The organism is Pantoea sp. X-Soil-OKNW-556, from assembly GCF_059730695.1.
This window is the reverse complement of the sequence record NZ_AP035990.1, coordinates 2,142,017-2,157,400: the sequence shown is the minus strand read 5'-3', so window position 1 is coordinate 2,157,400 and position 15,384 is coordinate 2,142,017. Positions and strand designations below refer to the sequence as shown.

Here is a 15,384-nt window from a genome sequence, read left to right as displayed (position 1 = left end):
CCTTGCTAATTAGATCATTAGCCCTCGCCAGGCCTTTCGATTCGTTCTTTCTGTTACGAAAACAGTGCTGTAAACCCGCAAAAAACCTTTCGATTTCGAAAGATCGAAAGGAAAATCATGGGTTGTGCTTACACTTTTTCGTTGTTGACAGCCAGATTACGGATGGTTTACAAAATCATTTATCCACACCGGGTCTTTCCAGAGAAATACTTCTTATTGATGAGGGTTGTGTCATGCTGTCTGCTAAAAACAATAAGTCTCACGCCAGACCAGTAATTTCCGGAATTGCATTAGCTGTCGCACTTTTAATTCCTGCACTCAGCCACGCCGCAGATAAAATAACCTTACGTTATGCAATATGGGATCGTAATCAACTTCCTGCGGAAGAAAAAATTGCGCAATCATTTGAGAAGGCCAACCCGGATATCAATATTGATATTGAAGTGGTGCCTGCATCTCAGTATTTCGTCAAACTGGACTCTGCCGTCGCAGGGGGCGTCGCACCGGACATCTTTTGGGTCAACATGCCCTACTTTATTCAGTATGCGCAGAACCACGTCCTGGCCCCACTGAACGGCTACCTGAACGATAAATCAGTCGATCTTAACAACATCGTTGCCAGTTCGGTGAAGGCCTATCAGTTTGACGGCAACCAACTGGCGATTCCGCGTGATGTGGATGCCATCGCTGTCTGGTACAACAAAAAACTGTTTGATCAGGCTGGCGTCAGTTATCCGAAAAAAGGCTGGACCTGGGATGATCTGAAAACCACCGCCACCGCGCTGAAAGCCAAACTGAAGGGCGATGCTTTCCCGCTGTATATGGACCTGAGCAATGACGGTCAGGAAAGCTACCTGAACCTGCTGTATCAGAAAGGCGTCCATATTGTTCCGACCAATGGCCAACCGACGGATATCGCCAGCGATAACGCCATTTGGGTTTACCAACAGTTGCAGCAAATGATGAAAGGCGGCTTGCTGCCGACTGCCAACCAGATGAGCGAGCTGAAAACCGACTCGGTGTTTACCTCCAACCGCGCGGCAATGGTGTACGCCGGTTCCTGGCAGGCGGCCCCGTTCGCCAGCAACCCACAGATTAATGATCATATCGGCGTGATCGAAATGCCACGCATCGATAAAGAAGCGGGTGTTGCGCACAGCCTCGGCTTCGCCCTGTATGCGAACGGCAAGCATAAAGATGCCGCCTGGCGTTATGTCTCCTTTATGGCGCAGAAATCCTCACAGGAGGAACTGGCCGCCGCGGTGATCCCCGCCAACAAACAGGCGATGCCTGCCTGGGCCGCCAATATTAAGCAGGTCGATGTTACTGCCTATCTCACTGCGCTGGACCACGCCACCGCTTACCCGACGGCAGGCACCAATACACCGAAGTGGCAAAACATGTGGATCAGCAGCCTGAAGAAAATCTTTATGGGTGCGGATGCCAAAGAAGAGATGGATAAATCGGTGAAGAAAATTAGCCGGGTGATGGAAAAGTAAGACGCAATCCGTAACGGTGCGATTTATCGCGCCGTTACGACAACCTGCGCGTTAAATCGCGCCGCTACCGAGCCGATAAAGATGGAAAATATCTCTCCCGTCACCGTAAATCTTCCTGCGGTTAAAACGGTAAAAAATGTCAGTAGTCTGGAACGAGCCGAGCGTTTCTGGGGCTGGATAATGATCGCTCCGCTGGTTATCGGCCTGCTGGTATTTTATTTCATCCCTTTTCTCCAGACGCTATTTTACAGCTTTACCGACCTCAACCAGTTTATGAACTGGACTGAAGTCAGTCTGGATAATTATCGTGATCTGTTCAGCGATGATGATTTTTATACTGCTGCCTTCAATACCCTGTTCTATGTGGTGGTGTGCGTGCCCGTCAGTCTGGCGCTCTCGCTGCTGCTGGCGATTGGCCTGAATCAACCCATTCGCGGCAAGACGCTGTTCCGCACCCTGCTGTTTCTGCCCGCCATCACCATGCCTGCGGCGGTCGCGATGGTGTGGCAATGGTTGTTCAACGGTGATTTTGGTCTGGTGAATCACCTGCTGGGATTTATTGGCCTGCCCTCAGTTGACTGGCTGTCCGACCCCAAAGTGGTTCATCTTAGCGTGTCGATTATTATCATCTGGTCATCACTGGCGCTAAAAATCATTATCCTGCTGGCCGGTTTACAGAATATTCCCCGTCAGGTCTATGAAGCCGCCGATATTGATGGCATTGGCACCTTACGACGCTTCTTCTTTATTACGCTGCCGCTGATGCTACCCACGCTGTTTTTCGTCTCGATTATGAGTTTTATCGAAGTGCTGCAAATCTTCGACGTCATCTTTCTCATGTTCGACCGCTCGATGATTGAAAGCGATGCCATGACCGTGACCTTCCTGTTCTACAAATACGCGTTTTATTTACAGGAAAAAGGCTATGCCTCAGCGATTGCCGTGGTGCTGTTTGTCGTGACCCTGGTGATTAGCCTGGTTCAGATGTTTATTGGCAAAAAAATTAAAGTGACCTGAGGAAGCCAGTCATGAGCACGTTACCCCAATCCGAAGAACTGGCGTGGTTCCGCCGTCAACATCAGGAAAAATTGCGCCGCCTGACCGTCTATGCCCTGATGACGCTCGCCAGCCTGATTTCGCTGGTACCCTTTATCTGGATGCTGCTGACCTCACTGAAAACGCAGCCGGAAAGCATTCAGATTCCTATGGCGATCCTGCCTGCACATCCCTCGATGCAGGCTTATCACCGCATTTTGACCGAGATTCCGTTCACCACCTTTTATATCAACTCGTTTCTCTACACCTTCTTTACCGTCACGCTGCAAATGTTGATTGCTGCTATGGCCGCCTACGGCTTTTCGCGCCTGACCTTTCGCGGGCGCGATACGGTGTTTATGTTGTGCGTCTCGATTCTGATGGTGCCAGCACAAGCCTTTCTGATCCCACAGTTTCTGATTGTGCAAAAGCTCGGCCTGGTGAACACCCTGAGCGGTCTGATCCTGCCTGGCATTTTCAGTATCTACGCCACCTTTCTGCTGCGGCAGTTCTTCCTTGGCGTACCGCGCGAGCTGGAAGAGGCAGCGTTACTTGACGGCTACAACCACTTCACCATTTTCTGGCGCATTTTGTTGCCGTTGATTCGTCCGGGTTTGATTGCCTGCACCATCATCAATGGTCTGTGGGCGTGGAATAACCTGATGTGGCCACTGATCGTCAATACCAGCGTCAATAAACTCACGTTACCCGTTGGCCTGGCGTCCCTTGCCAGCCGTGCCGGTGTGCCCTATCCGATGTTGATGGCAGGTGCACTGATGGCGGTATTACCGATGTTGATTTTATTCATCTTTTTCCAACGCTATTTCATCCAGGGCATTGCCAGCGCCGGTGTGAAAGGCTAATTCACCACTCAGAGGAAGCAGCTATGTCTGGTATTCAATTACATGATGTGAAGAAAATTTATCCCAACGGCTTCCAGGCGCTGCACGGTATTGAGCTGTCGATTCAGGAAGGCGAATTTATGGTGTTTGTCGGGCCATCAGGCTGCGCCAAATCGACGCTGCTGCGCATGATTGCCGGACTGGAAAGCGTCAGCGAAGGCGAGATCGTGATCCAGAACCGGTGCGTAAATCAGGTATTACCCAAGGACCGCGAAGTGGCGATGGTGTTCCAGAACTACGCGCTCTACCCCCATATGACGGTGTACAAAAATATGGCGTTTAGCCTGCAAGGCAAAATGCCGCGTGATGAGATCGATCGCCGGGTGCGTGAAGCGGCAGAAAATCTGGAGATCAGTCACCTGCTGGAGCGTAAACCGGGCCAGTTATCTGGCGGCCAGTGCCAACGTGTCGCGCTGGGCCGCGCCATCGTACGCCGCCCCCGCGTGTTTTTATTTGATGAACCGCTTTCCAACCTCGATGCCAAACTGCGCGTCTCGATGCGCCTGCAACTGATCAATCTGCATCAGCAACTGAAAGCGGAAGGACTTCCCTCTACCATGATTTACGTCACGCACGATCAGGTGGAAGCGATGACGATGGGCGACCGTATCTGCGTCCTGGATCGCGGGGTGATTCAGCAGGTTGATAAGCCGGTGACCCTCTATCATCAGCCAGCAAACAAATTCGTGGCCGCGTTTATCGGCAGCCCGGCTATGAACCTGCATGATGTAACTATTATGCGTAACGCGGATGCGTTAACGCTCTCCTTTGGCGATGCCGGACATTTACCGCTGCCAGCCAGCGTCGCCGAGCGTCTTAACGACTATAACGAGGAACAGATTTGCCTCGGTATTCGCCCGGAACATGTGGCAATCACCACGGCAGATGCCCCCGCCGCGCTGCCCGCAACGGTGCAGACGCTGGAACATATGGGGAATGAGGAGATCGTTCATTGCGATGTCGCAGGTCGTCACTTTGTCGCGCGCTTCCCCTCCTCGCCCGGCTGGTCGCTGCAACCCGGTGAGCGTATCGGCCTGCACCTGGCGCTGGAGCACGCGCATTTGTTTGATATCAATCACGGGCGCGTACTCCGCCCGATGGCGAGATAACACCGATGCGCTACGGCTTTGATATCGGCGGCACCAAAATTGAAATCGCCGCCTTTGATGACAGCATGCAACCGCTGTTTCGCCAACGGGTGCCGACCCCTGGTGAGGATTACTCCGCCTTTCTGCATTGCCTGGTGAAGCTCACACAGGAGGCGGATCAGCAATTTGGAGGAAAAGGGAAAGTGGGGATCGGTTTGCCGGGTATCACTGACCCGCATACCCGGCAGCAACTGGCGGCCAACGTTCCCTGTCTGACCGGACGCAACCTGAAACGGGATATCGAGACGCTGCTCAACCGCCCTGTGGCAATCGCCAATGACTGCCACTGCTTTGCCCTGTCAGAGGCGCATTCGCCGCAGACGCAGGATTATTCGGTGGTGTTTGGCGCGATTATTGGCACCGGCGCCGGTGGCGGTCTGGTGGTGGATAAGCAGTTGTTCCGCGGTAAACACGGCCTGGCCGGTGAGTGGGGGCATTTGCCGGTGCCCGCGCAGTTGTTCCGACGTTACGCACTGCCCTCGTTCAGTTGCAACTGCGGCCTGACCGATTGTTACGAGCGCTATGTCTCCGGTCGCGGCCTGCTGGCGCTGAGTCAGCACTTTGGCCATCCGGCCAGCAACCTGCCGGAACTGATGCACAGCTATCGTGACAGCGATGCGTTGGCACAGCAGATATTCCATCGCTTTATCGCCGTGCTTGCCAGTGCGTTGGCGGGGTTACAAATGCTGCTGGATATTGACGCCTTTGTGCTGGGCGGCGGTTTGTCGAATATTCCTGAAATCTACCCGTTGCTGCCGGAAGCGATGCGCGAAAATTTATTTGCCATCTGTCCTCCGGCGGCGATTCTGGCCCCGGTTTTTGGTGACAGCAGCGGCGTACGCGGTGCTGCCCTCCTCAACGATGCTGAAAGAGAGTCCCTATGATCAATACCGAGCAACGTCGTGAATCGATTATTGAGCAGTTGAGGCGCGAAGGTGTGGTACGGGTGGAAGATCTCAGCGCCCTGTACAACGTCAGTTCCGTCACCATCCGCAATGATTTGCGCTGGCTGGAGAAAAGTGGCTGCGCCATTCGCGGCTATGGCGGCGCGCAGCTCAATCGCCAGTTTGTCTTTGATCGCCCGCTGGAAGACAAAGGCAAAATCAATCGCGACGTCAAATTCGCTATCGCTAAAGCCGCCGCCGCCCTGATCAACGACGGAGAGGCGGTGATTATCGATTCCGGCTCCACCACCAGTCTGATGACCAAGCATCTGGAGAGCAAAAAGGAGCTGGTAGTGATGACCAATGCCATCAACATCGCTTATGAACTGGCCAGCCGCGAGAACATCCATCTGATGGTGCTGGGTGGTAACGTGCGCAGCGCCTCATGGTCAATTGATGGCCCCACCGCCGAGCAACATATCCGTCAGTACCGTTTCGACAAACTGTTTCTCGGTGTCGATGGCTTTGACCTCGCCGCCGGAATCACCACGCCACAGTTGGGCGAAGCGCAGATTAACCGGGCGATGTGCGATGTCTCGCGTGAAATCATCGCCGTAGCCGACTCCAGCAAGTTTGGCCGTACCAGTTTCTGTCTGATCCGCGAAGTGGAACGCATTCACCGGCTGGTCACTGACAGCGCCATATCCGAACAATACGTGCGCGCCCTGGAGAAAATGGGCGTCGACATCATTATCGCCGATCGCTAAAACGCGGGAGAACGTCATGAAAGTGGGCATTATTGGATTAGGATTTCGTCTCGGCTACCTCGGGCATGTGTTCAGCAGCCTGTCGCCAGACTTCACCATCGTCGGCTATGTCGACCCGGCTCCTGCCGGGCTGGCAACGCTGCAACAACATGGTATTGATGCCGGTGTTGCTTATGACACACCCGAAGCCTTGCTGGCGGCGCAACAGCTTGACCTGCTGATGATTGGCTCCCCCAACCATCTGCATCTTGAGCATATCCGTATCGGGCTGGCGGCAGGTGTGAAGGTGTTCTGCGAAAAACCGGTGGTCGCCAGCATGGAGCAAAGCTTCCAACTGGCGGAGCTGCTGGCCCGGTATGGTCAGGAGCAGTTGTTGATCGGCCTGGTGCTGCGCTATGCCCCCATGTATCGCGATGTGATGCAGGCCCGTCAGTCAGGGGCGTTAGGCAATATCGTCTCGGTGGAAGCGTCGGAACATATCTATCCATACCACGGCGCGTTTTTTATGCGTGACTGGCGACGCTACTCGCGCTACTCCGGCAGTTTTATGCTGGAGAAATGCTGCCACGACCTCGATCTGTACAACAGCCTGATCGGTTCGCGCCCGATGCGCGTCGCCAGCTTCGGTGGTCGCCGCAACTTTGTGCCGGAAAACGATCCGCGTCAGCAAGGGGTGGACGATATGGCGCTGTTTCATCAAAAACCCTCGGGTTGGCTGGGTGATGACAAGGTGTTCGACAGCGATGGTGACATTGTCGACCACCAGGTTGCGATTGTGGAATACGCCAACGGCGTCGCGCTGAATTTCCACACCAATCTCAACGCGCCGGACCAGTTCCGCCGCTTCTGTATCATGGGTTCACGCGGTCAGGCTGAGGGCGATTTTATTCGCGGCTTCCTGTGGGTGCACGATGTGATGAGCGGCAAGAAAACCGTCGACAACACCTATGCCACCCGCACCGCATTGTCGCAACATTATGGGGCCGATGAACAGATGGCGCAGGAAGTGATGGATCATGTGCTGCGGGGCGGCCCGCTGCCGGTGTCGCCGCAGGATGCGATCGAAGCGGGGATTCTGGCACTGGCGATGGATGAAGCACGCGAACAGCGTAAGTTGGTGGACCTGGCACCGGTGTGGGAAAAACTCGATCGTTTGCTGACTGCACCGCAGCCAGCCTGAGTCGTGACGCGGGCAGATCCATGCCCGCGCCATTTACTGGCTGACCAGCACTACATCAATCCCCGCTTTGCGCAGCCCTTCGAGGCTGTTTTGCGGAATGCTGTCGTCAGTGATGATCATGTGGATGCGTTGGGTATCAATGATTTTGTGCAGGCTGGAGCGGTTAAATTTGCTGGAATCCGTCACCACGATGATGCGTTCTGCCACTTCACACATGCGGCGGTTCAGACGCGCTTCGTCTTCATTGTGGGTACTGATGCCGCGCTCCAGGTCGATGGCATCCACGCCAAGGAACAGCAGATCAAAATGGTAATTCTGCAACGATTGATCGGCCTGGTCGCCATAGAAGGACAGCGACTGGCGACGCAAATGGCCGCCGGTCATCAGCACCTCGACCCCTTCCGCTTCAACCAGCGCATTGGCGACGTTCATACCATTGGTCATGGCGATCACATCCTGATGCTGACGCATATGACGCGCAATCTCGAAGGTGGTGGTGCCGGAATCGAGGATCACCCGGTGGCCCGGTTTAATCAGCTCAGCGGCAACGCTGGCGATGCTGCGTTTCGCCGACACATTAAGCGCGCTTTTATCTTTGACCGAAGGTTCCGCCGCCGTGCCGTTATCGCAGATCAGCGCACCGCCATAGACCCGCACCGCGATGCCCTGCTTCTCCAGAAACGCCAGATCGTTACGGATGGTCACGGTCGAAACACCGTATAGGGTGGCGAGGTCATTCACCTGCACACTGCCATGCTGGCGTAATTTCTGAATGATCTGCTCGCGACGCTCGCTGGTGGCCGCCACGCTTTTTTCCATTGGGTTATCGGAATGCTGCATTGAGTTTACCTGCCAGTTTGGTCTTTTAAGACTGGTAGCGGCGCGATTTATCGCGCCGCTATGGATTGTGCCATTAGTTAATCCAGTCTTTCGTTTTATTTCGATTGCGCTATTAACACCTTTCTTTCGGTGAAATGCAACCTCTGTCAGCGCAACAGTAAGCCACAACAACCTACACACCTTGCGTTATCTTTTCCTTGCCTTTCTGTTACGACCTCTGATAGCTTTCATTTTGTTTTCATAAGTCGCTACCCGGCACATAACGAAAGATTATGAAAGGTGAATGGGTGGCATCTGACCCTGTGGAGCCTAAAGTGAAACTATTAACTGAAATCATCGAACGTCATCGCCAGGGTGAGCAGAACGGAATCTTCTCCGTCTGTTCCGCCCATCCGTTAGTACTGGAAGCGGCGCTGTGCTTTGCCCGTGACCATCAGCAACCGCTTCTGGTTGAAGCCACCTCCAATCAGGTCGATCAGACCGGCGGTTACACCGGGATGACCCCCGCTGACTTTCGAGATTTTCTCTGGCAACTGGCGGATAGCTGCCAGTTCCCGCGTGAGCAGCTGATTCTGGGTGGGGATCATCTCGGCCCGAATCGCTGGCAAAAACAGCCTGCCGAGGTTGCGATGCAGCACGCGGAGGTGTTGATTGCGCATTATGTGCAGGCGGGGTTCAAGAAGATCCACCTGGATTGCAGCATGTCCTGCGCTGATGATCCGGTGCCGCTGACCGATGCAATCATGGCACAGCGCGCCGCCCGCCTGGCGGCGATTGCCGAAGCCACCTGCCAGCAGCACTTTGGTTGCCGCGACCTGGTGTATGTAATTGGCACTGAAGTCCCGGTACCCGGCGGCGCGCACGAAACATTGACCGAATTAGCCGTCACCACCCCGGAAGCGGCACAGGCGACGCTGATGGCGCACCATCAGGCATTTGAGCAGCACGGGTTGTCAGCACTCTGGCCGCGTATCATCGGCCTGGTGGTACAGCCTGGCGTCGAGTTTGACCATACCCATATCATTGATTATCAGCCACAAAAAGCCCAACAGTTGTGCCAGTGGGCGGAAAGCGCCGGACGCCCGTTGTTTGAAGCCCACTCCACCGATTATCAAACCCCGCAAGCCTTGCGGCAGTTGGTGATCGACCATTTCGCCATCCTTAAAGTCGGGCCTGCACTGACGTTTGCCCTGCGGGAAGCGCTGTTTGCCCTGGCGGGTATTGAAGAAGAACTACTGAGCGCTAAAGCCTGCTCTCACCTGCGCACTGTTCTGGATGGCGTGATGCTCGACAAACCGGACTACTGGCATAGCCATTATCACGGCGACAGTGCCACCCGCCGTCTGGCTCGTGGCTTCAGCTATTCAGACCGCGTGCGTTATTACTGGCCAGATGCGCAGATTGCCGAGGCGTTTAAGGTGCTGATCCGCAATCTGGCCGATACCGCGCTACCGTTACCGCTGATCAGCCAATATCTGCCGTTACAGTATGGCAAGGTGCGCCAGGGCCAGTTGGCGGCAACGCCCCATGCCCTGCTGATCGACCATATCCAGGATGTGTTGCAGCAGTATCACCAGGCCTGTCAGCCAGCATAAGGAGATCCACTGATGGAACAGATCATTCGCGCGCGGCGGTTGCTGTGTGAAGGTGGCTGGCGCGACGATCAGCAACTCCATATCGTTGATGGCATCATCACCGTCATTCAGCCGATTGCCGTGGGCGATAGCCGACGCGATGTCGAGCTGTTAAGTCCGGCCTATATCGATACCCACGTTCACGGCGGCGCGGGCGTCGATGTGATGGATGACGATCCGGCGGTGCTCACCACCCTGGCACGACACAAAGCGTGTGAAGGTGTGGGGGCATGGCTGGCGACGACGGTCACCGCCCCGCTGGCGGAAATTGACGCGGCGTTACGACGGATTGCCGTTTACCGGCATGATCCCCGGGGTGCACAGTTACTTGGCAGCTACCTCGAGGGGCCGTGGTTTACGCCCGAAAACCGTGGCGCGCATCTGCCTGAGTGGTTTCGCGAGCTGGCGGTGGCCGAAATTGATCAGTTGATCGAGGCCGCGCAAGGCACGCTGCGTATGGTGGCGCTGGCACCGGAAAAACCTGATGCACTGACGGCAATTCGCCACCTGAAAGCGCGGGGTATTCGCGTGATGCTGGGCCACAGTGCCGCCAGTTACGCTCAGACGCAGTCGGCGCTGGATGCCGGTGCCGATGGGCTGGTGCACTGCTTCAACGGTATGAGTGGTTTACACCATCGCGAACCTGGTATGGTCGGAGCCGGGTTGAGTGATTCCCGCGCCTGGCTGGAGTTGATTGCGGATGGTCATCATGTCCATCCGGCGGTAATGCGTGTCACCTGCCAGTGCGCCGCGCACCGCATCATCCTGATAACCGATGCCATGCGCGCCGCGGGCATGCCCGATGGGTTATACGCCATCTGCGGCCACAACGTGGAGATGCGTGCAGGCGTGGTGCGCAGCGCAGCGGGCGGTCTGGCGGGGAGTACACTGGCGCTGGATGCGGCGGTGCGCAATATGGTGAGCTATGGCGGCGTCAGTAGCGAACAGGCGATTCACATGGCAAGCCTGCATCCGGCACGTCTGCTGGGCCTGTCTCACCAGTTGGGCACCCTCGCGCCTGGAAAACAGGCCAATATTCTGGCGCTGGATAATCAATTGATTCCACAGCAGCTCTGGGTAAAAGGCGTTGCGGTTGCCTGACTGAATACGGCAAGGCGGGATAAATCACGCCGCGACATAACACTTTGTAGCGGCGCGATTTATCGCGAAAATATTTATTGAAGTTTGGGACGATGATATTGATAGTTAATTTTTACCTGCAATCTACGGGCACTTGAAATAAAATAGCCTTCCGCTTTGACTGACAGAATTAATGAAATCCATGACCATGCATAACATGCTAACCCTCGCCGTTGCTGCTTTTTGTTCACTGTTGCTGACCAATGGTATTGCCGCGTTCCGTACCATCGTCAACGCCACGCACGAAGAGAAGCGTGAAAAAATTCAGGTGGGTCATATGCATATGACCATGCGCCGATATATGACGGGTGAAGGCATCGGCTATATTCTGACGTCGGCAGTTACTATTATGAGTTGGTTATTGTTCATTACCCGTTAATCAATACGAAATTATTATGGTGATATTGTTATCGCCAGGTTAAATATAATAATTTATTATTTCTCCTTTGCCTGCCTGTTAATTATTTTCTCTCCATTGGGCGTTGCGCGATAAATCGCGCCGCTACGATTGTTGGTTGCATCTCACGGCGTTGCGCGATAAATCGCGCCGCTACAATTGTTAGCTGCATCTCACGACGTTGCGCGATAAATCGCGCGGCTACAATTGTTGGCTGCATCTCACGGCGTTGCGCGATAAATCGCGCCGCTACGGTTGTTGGCTGCATCTCACGGCGTTGCGCGATAAATCGCGCCGCTTGTATCTTGAAGTTGTAACTGGTTAGCTACCCGTTACACGAAACGGAGGCAGCTTGTCGCGCCGCTTAAGACCCGATCTTGTGCCGTAGCTTAAAGTCCTCCGTTTCTCCTTTCACGCCAGCATCTACTCTGAACGGTAACCAGAAGCTCTGACTTCGTATGTACAAGGCAAGATGGCGTGATGGTTCATGTGAAAGGGAGCTGTCTTATGATTTATCTCGGTATTGATGTCAGTAAAAACAAACTCGACCTCTGCCTGTTGCCCGGCAACGGGAAAAAGAAAACCAAAACCCTCAAAAATCATCCCGACGCCGGCCGGGAGATAAATGACTGGTTAATCAGGCAAAAATGCCATCCTGAACAGGTGATGGTGGTGCTCGAAGCGACCGGCATTTATCACGAAAACGTCGCCTTCAGTCTTCATGAAAATACCCCCGTCACGGTCTGCATCAGCAATCCTCAGCGGGTCAGGGAGTTCGCCCGTGGAATGGCTATCCTGACTAAAAACGACTCCGTTGATGCTTACATCCTGGCCCGTTATGGCGAGCTGAAACAGCCTGATGCCTGGGTGCCACCCTCCCCGGAGGTCCGTAAACTTCGGGAGCTGGTGCGTCTGCGGGACTCACTTCAGGCTGATGTCCAGCGGGCGGAGAACCGACTGGAAAAAGCCCATTCAACCCGCACAGCGCCTGAAATCATTGACTCGCTGGAGAGAACCCTGAAAGCCCACAGGGACGAGCTGAAGCGTATTGAAGCGCTCATCTCAGACCACACAGATAATCATCCGGGTCTGAAGGAAGACCGTGAGCTGCTGGAATCGATAAAAGGAATAGGCAGCGTGGTGGGCACGACAATGCTGTCGGTGCTGCGCTCGTGTCCGTTCCGGTGTGCTTCACAGGCCGCTGCGTGGCTGGGTGTGGTACCGGTGGAAAAAACGTCCGGGAGCTCAGTCAGGGGGCGTGCGCGGATGTCAAAAACAGGCCCGGCAGACGTAAGGGCGAAACTGTATATGGCGGCGATCGTAGCGATCAGGTGGAATGCCCCGGCGAAGGCGCTGTACCAGAGGCTAATCGCGAAGGGCAAAGCCAGCAAGGCCGCGCCTGGAGCGGTGATGCGCAAGCTGGTTCATCAGTGCTTCGGGGTGCTGAAAACGCGGATGAAGTGGGATGAAAATTACGCAGCTACCGCTTGACGTTCAAGACGGTAGCTACGATTGTTGGCTGCATCTCACGGCGTTGCGCGATAAATCGCGCCGCTACGATTGTTGGCTGCATCTCACGGCGTTGCGCGATAAATCGCGCCGCTACGATTGTTGGCTGCATCTCACGGCGTTGCGCGATAAATCGCGCGGCTACAATTGTTGGCTGCATCTCACGGCGTTGCGTGATAAATCGCGCCGCTACTTCCGCATGATCCGTAGCGGCGTGATTTATCACGCGGTTTCGGCACATCCTAATTATTATCACCTTTCGTTTTCTTCCTTTTTCATGTTGTGCTTTCACTTTCTTTCTTGTAGATTGCATTATTAATTGAAATAACAAAAACACCGCAAAAAGAAAGGTAGTGAAACCATCTGATTGCCTTTCTGTCACGGCTTAATCTTAAGGATAGTGTTATGAATGAAACCCTTGCGGCCAACACGTCGGGCACTCAAACCTGGACCGAAGAAGAGATTCGCCAGCAACCGACCAGTTGGATGACCGCCCTGCACCATCTCGACACCCAGCGTGCAGAACTGGATGACTGGCTGAACACCTTCTATGCGCAACCTGGCGGGAAAATTATTCTGACCGGCGCGGGTTCCTCCGCCTTTATCGGCGACATTATCGCGCCTTGCCTGGCACGTCAGTTACAAGCCAACGTGGTGGCCATCCCCACCACCGACCTCGTCACCAACCCGATGGATTACTTTCACGCTGAGCAACCCTTGCTGCTGGTTTCATTTGCCCGTTCCGGCAACAGTCCGGAAAGCGTGGCTGCGGTGCAACTGGCAAATCAGTTTGTGGCGAATTGCCGTCACCTGATTATCACCTGCAACGCGACCGGCGATCTGTATCATTACGCCTGCGAGCATGACAACGCGCGGGTGCGCCTGATGCCCGCAGAGACTCACGATCGTGGTTTTGCCATGACCAGCAGCATCAGCACCATGATGCTGAGTTGTCTGGCGATTTTTGCCCCTCAACTGTTCAACAGCCACAGCTTTGCCAGCGTAGCGGCATGCTGTGAGGCGATCATTGCCAGCCACGGCGATTTCAGCCAGTCGGCGTTTGGCGATCTCAACTGGCGGCGCGTGGTGTATCTCGGTAGCGGCGGCTTGCAGGGAGCAGCGCGCGAGTCTGCCCTCAAAGTGCTGGAGCTCACTGCCGGGCAACTGGCGGCCTTCTACGAATCGCCGGTGGGCTTCCGTCATGGTCCTAAATCATTGGTTGATGATGAAACCCTGGTGGTGGTGTTTGTCTCCAGCCATCCCTATACCCGCCAATACGATCTTGATCTGCTGGCTGAGCTGCATCGGGAAAACATTGCGCTGCGCGTGGTTGCGATTAGCGATACGCCAGCAACGGTCATGGAAGCCGGTCCACATCTCTACCTGCCTGCCTCGCGCACCTTTAACGATATCGAGCTGGCCTTCTGCTTCCTGGTTTACGCACAGATCTTTGCCCTGACCGCATCGCTGAAAGCGGGTATCACCCCGGACACCCCTTCTGCCAGTGGGACGGTGAATCGTGTGGTGCAAGGCGTGGTGATCCATAGCTGGCCGGAGGTACGCTGATGGGCATTATCTCCACCAAATATCTGCTGCTGGATGCTCAGGCCAATGGCTATGCCGTGCCCGCGTTCAATATCCACAACGCAGAAACCATTCAGGCGATCCTTGATGTCTGCCAAGAGATGCAATCGCCGGTGATTCTGGCGGGCACGCCGGGAACCTTTAAACATATCGCCTTCCAGGAGATTTTTGCCCTGTGCCAGGCTTACTCGCGCAGTTATGGCCTGCCACTGGCGTTGCATCTTGACCACCATGAAACGCTGGCGGATATCAGCAACAAAGTCCACGCTGGCGTGCGTAGCGCGATGATTGACGGCAGTCATGTCCCCTTTGCCGATAACGTTAAACTGACGCGCGAAGTGGTCAACTTCTGCCATCGTCATGATTGCAGCGTTGAGGCCGAGTTGGGCCGTCTGGGTGGTGCGGAAGATGATATGGCGGTCAGTGACGAAAGCGCGTTTTTGACCGATCCCGACGAAGCGCTGGAATTTGTCAATCAAACCGGCGTTGATAGCCTGGCGGTGGCGATTGGTACCGCGCATGGCCTCTATACTCATACGCCGAAGATTGACTTTGAACGGCTGGAAAAGATCCATCAGCGCGTCACTATCCCACTGGTGTTACACGGTGCCAGCGATGTGCCGGATGATTATGTGCGCCGCGCCATCGGCCTGGGGGTGTGCAAAGTCAATGTGGCAACCGAGCTGAAAATTGCCTTTGCCGGGGCGGTAAAAAACTGGTTCGGCGAGAATCCGCAAGGTAACGATCCCCGTTATTACCTGCGGGTCGGTATGGACGCGATGAAGGCTGTGGTGCGCGATAAGATCCTGGTATGTGGTTCTGCGGATCGACTGAAATAATGCGTTCCGGCACGATTTATCGCGCC

General features: G+C 54.8%; 15 protein-coding genes. 14 read left to right on the top strand and 1 reads right to left on the bottom strand.

What is annotated here, in order from left to right; genetic code table 11:
* Positions 1-233: 233 nt before the first annotated feature.
* From AC6I8T_RS10010 to AC6I8T_RS09980, 7 genes are all read left to right on the top strand, one after another.
* The gene (locus AC6I8T_RS10010) at positions 234-1,499 is read left to right on the top strand and encodes an ABC transporter substrate-binding protein (RefSeq protein ID WP_051337939.1); all 1,266 of its coding nucleotides are present in this window, start codon (positions 234-236) and stop codon (positions 1,497-1,499) included.
* Between the two features lie 81 nt (positions 1,500-1,580).
* Complete coding sequence (locus AC6I8T_RS10005; RefSeq protein ID WP_208725452.1) at positions 1,581-2,516, top strand: carbohydrate ABC transporter permease; 936 nt, start codon at positions 1,581-1,583, stop codon at positions 2,514-2,516.
* 98 nt (positions 2,517-2,614) lie between these two features.
* Positions 2,615-3,397 (top strand): carbohydrate ABC transporter permease, encoded by a 783-nt coding sequence (locus tag AC6I8T_RS10000; RefSeq protein ID WP_415173561.1) that lies wholly within the window; start codon positions 2,615-2,617, stop codon positions 3,395-3,397.
* A gap of 23 nt (positions 3,398-3,420) precedes the next feature.
* Entirely contained in the window at positions 3,421-4,545 is a 1,125-nt protein-coding gene (locus AC6I8T_RS09995; protein WP_208725451.1) for an ABC transporter ATP-binding protein, read from the top strand.
* Between the two features lie 5 nt (positions 4,546-4,550).
* Positions 4,551-5,468 (top strand): ROK family protein, encoded by a 918-nt coding sequence (locus tag AC6I8T_RS09990; RefSeq protein WP_208725450.1) that lies wholly within the window; start codon positions 4,551-4,553, stop codon positions 5,466-5,468.
* Positions 5,465-6,235: a transcriptional repressor AgaR gene (gene agaR / locus AC6I8T_RS09985; RefSeq protein WP_021183270.1), complete on the top strand. Its 771-nt coding sequence runs from the start codon at positions 5,465-5,467 to the stop codon at positions 6,233-6,235. The genes AC6I8T_RS09990 and agaR overlap by 4 nt, the downstream gene beginning before the upstream one ends.
* Positions 6,236-6,251: 16 nt before the next feature.
* Positions 6,252-7,415 (top strand): Gfo/Idh/MocA family protein, encoded by a 1,164-nt coding sequence (locus tag AC6I8T_RS09980; protein ID WP_208725449.1) that lies wholly within the window; start codon positions 6,252-6,254, stop codon positions 7,413-7,415.
* Between the two features lie 33 nt (positions 7,416-7,448).
* Here AC6I8T_RS09980 and AC6I8T_RS09975 read toward each other — a convergent pair whose 3' ends face one another.
* Complete coding sequence (locus AC6I8T_RS09975; protein WP_208725448.1) at positions 7,449-8,255, bottom strand: DeoR family transcriptional regulator; 807 nt, start codon at positions 8,253-8,255, stop codon at positions 7,449-7,451.
* A gap of 314 nt (positions 8,256-8,569) precedes the next feature.
* Here AC6I8T_RS09975 and kbaZ point away from each other — a divergent pair, with 314 nt between their 5' ends.
* The 7 genes from kbaZ (at position 8,570) to kbaY (ending at position 15,358) form a co-directional block, all read left to right on the top strand.
* Positions 8,570-9,850, top strand: coding sequence for a tagatose-bisphosphate aldolase subunit KbaZ (gene kbaZ / locus AC6I8T_RS09970; RefSeq protein WP_497833777.1), 1,281 nt, complete (start codon positions 8,570-8,572; stop codon positions 9,848-9,850).
* Between the two features lie 12 nt (positions 9,851-9,862).
* Positions 9,863-10,990, top strand: a complete 1,128-nt coding sequence (nagA, locus tag AC6I8T_RS09965) for an N-acetylglucosamine-6-phosphate deacetylase (RefSeq protein WP_497833776.1) — start codon at positions 9,863-9,865, stop codon at positions 10,988-10,990.
* A 181-nt stretch (positions 10,991-11,171) separates the two neighbouring features.
* The gene (locus AC6I8T_RS09960) at positions 11,172-11,408 is read left to right on the top strand and encodes a hypothetical protein (RefSeq protein ID WP_021183275.1); all 237 of its coding nucleotides are present in this window, start codon (positions 11,172-11,174) and stop codon (positions 11,406-11,408) included.
* Positions 11,409-11,933: 525 nt separating this feature from the next.
* Complete coding sequence (locus tag AC6I8T_RS09955; protein ID WP_497833775.1) at positions 11,934-12,917, top strand: IS110 family RNA-guided transposase; 984 nt, start codon at positions 11,934-11,936, stop codon at positions 12,915-12,917.
* Positions 12,892-13,254, top strand: a complete 363-nt coding sequence (locus tag AC6I8T_RS09950; protein WP_497833774.1) for a hypothetical protein — start codon at positions 12,892-12,894, stop codon at positions 13,252-13,254. Before AC6I8T_RS09955 ends, AC6I8T_RS09950 begins: the two co-directional genes overlap by 26 nt.
* An 86-nt stretch (positions 13,255-13,340) precedes the next feature.
* On the top strand, positions 13,341-14,501 hold the full coding sequence (locus AC6I8T_RS09945; RefSeq protein WP_021183277.1) for an SIS domain-containing protein: 1,161 nt from the start codon (positions 13,341-13,343) through the stop codon (positions 14,499-14,501).
* The gene (gene kbaY, locus AC6I8T_RS09940) at positions 14,501-15,358 is read left to right on the top strand and encodes a tagatose-bisphosphate aldolase subunit KbaY (protein WP_497833773.1); all 858 of its coding nucleotides are present in this window, start codon (positions 14,501-14,503) and stop codon (positions 15,356-15,358) included. The genes AC6I8T_RS09945 and kbaY overlap by 1 nt, the downstream gene beginning before the upstream one ends.
* The last annotated feature ends 26 nt before the right edge of the window (positions 15,359-15,384 follow it).

What these genes read in the sequence shown, in the direction of transcription:
- AC6I8T_RS09995 (WP_208725451.1), top strand. Translation starts at nt 3,421, where the DNA reads ATGTCTGGTATTCAATTACATGATGTGAAGAAAATTTATCCCAACGGC.
- AC6I8T_RS09950 (WP_497833774.1), top strand. Translation starts at nt 12,892, where the DNA reads ATGAAAATTACGCAGCTACCGCTTGACGTTCAAGACGGTAGCTACGAT.
- agaR (WP_021183270.1), top strand. Translation starts at nt 5,465, where the DNA reads ATGATCAATACCGAGCAACGTCGTGAATCGATTATTGAGCAGTTGAGG.
- AC6I8T_RS10010 (WP_051337939.1), top strand. Translation starts at nt 234, where the DNA reads ATGCTGTCTGCTAAAAACAATAAGTCTCACGCCAGACCAGTAATTTCC.
- AC6I8T_RS09980 (WP_208725449.1), top strand. Translation starts at nt 6,252, where the DNA reads ATGAAAGTGGGCATTATTGGATTAGGATTTCGTCTCGGCTACCTCGGG.
- AC6I8T_RS09945 (WP_021183277.1), top strand. Translation starts at nt 13,341, where the DNA reads ATGAATGAAACCCTTGCGGCCAACACGTCGGGCACTCAAACCTGGACC.
- AC6I8T_RS09990 (WP_208725450.1), top strand. Translation starts at nt 4,551, where the DNA reads ATGCGCTACGGCTTTGATATCGGCGGCACCAAAATTGAAATCGCCGCC.
- AC6I8T_RS10005 (WP_208725452.1), top strand. Translation starts at nt 1,581, where the DNA reads ATGGAAAATATCTCTCCCGTCACCGTAAATCTTCCTGCGGTTAAAACG.
- AC6I8T_RS09955 (WP_497833775.1), top strand. Translation starts at nt 11,934, where the DNA reads ATGATTTATCTCGGTATTGATGTCAGTAAAAACAAACTCGACCTCTGC.
- kbaY (WP_497833773.1), top strand. Translation starts at nt 14,501, where the DNA reads ATGGGCATTATCTCCACCAAATATCTGCTGCTGGATGCTCAGGCCAAT.
- AC6I8T_RS10000 (WP_415173561.1), top strand. Translation starts at nt 2,615, where the DNA reads ATGACGCTCGCCAGCCTGATTTCGCTGGTACCCTTTATCTGGATGCTG.
- AC6I8T_RS09960 (WP_021183275.1), top strand. Translation starts at nt 11,172, where the DNA reads ATGACCATGCATAACATGCTAACCCTCGCCGTTGCTGCTTTTTGTTCA.
- AC6I8T_RS09975 (WP_208725448.1), bottom strand. Translation starts at nt 8,255, where the DNA reads ATGCAGCATTCCGATAACCCAATGGAAAAAAGCGTGGCGGCCACCAGC.
- nagA (WP_497833776.1), top strand. Translation starts at nt 9,863, where the DNA reads ATGGAACAGATCATTCGCGCGCGGCGGTTGCTGTGTGAAGGTGGCTGG.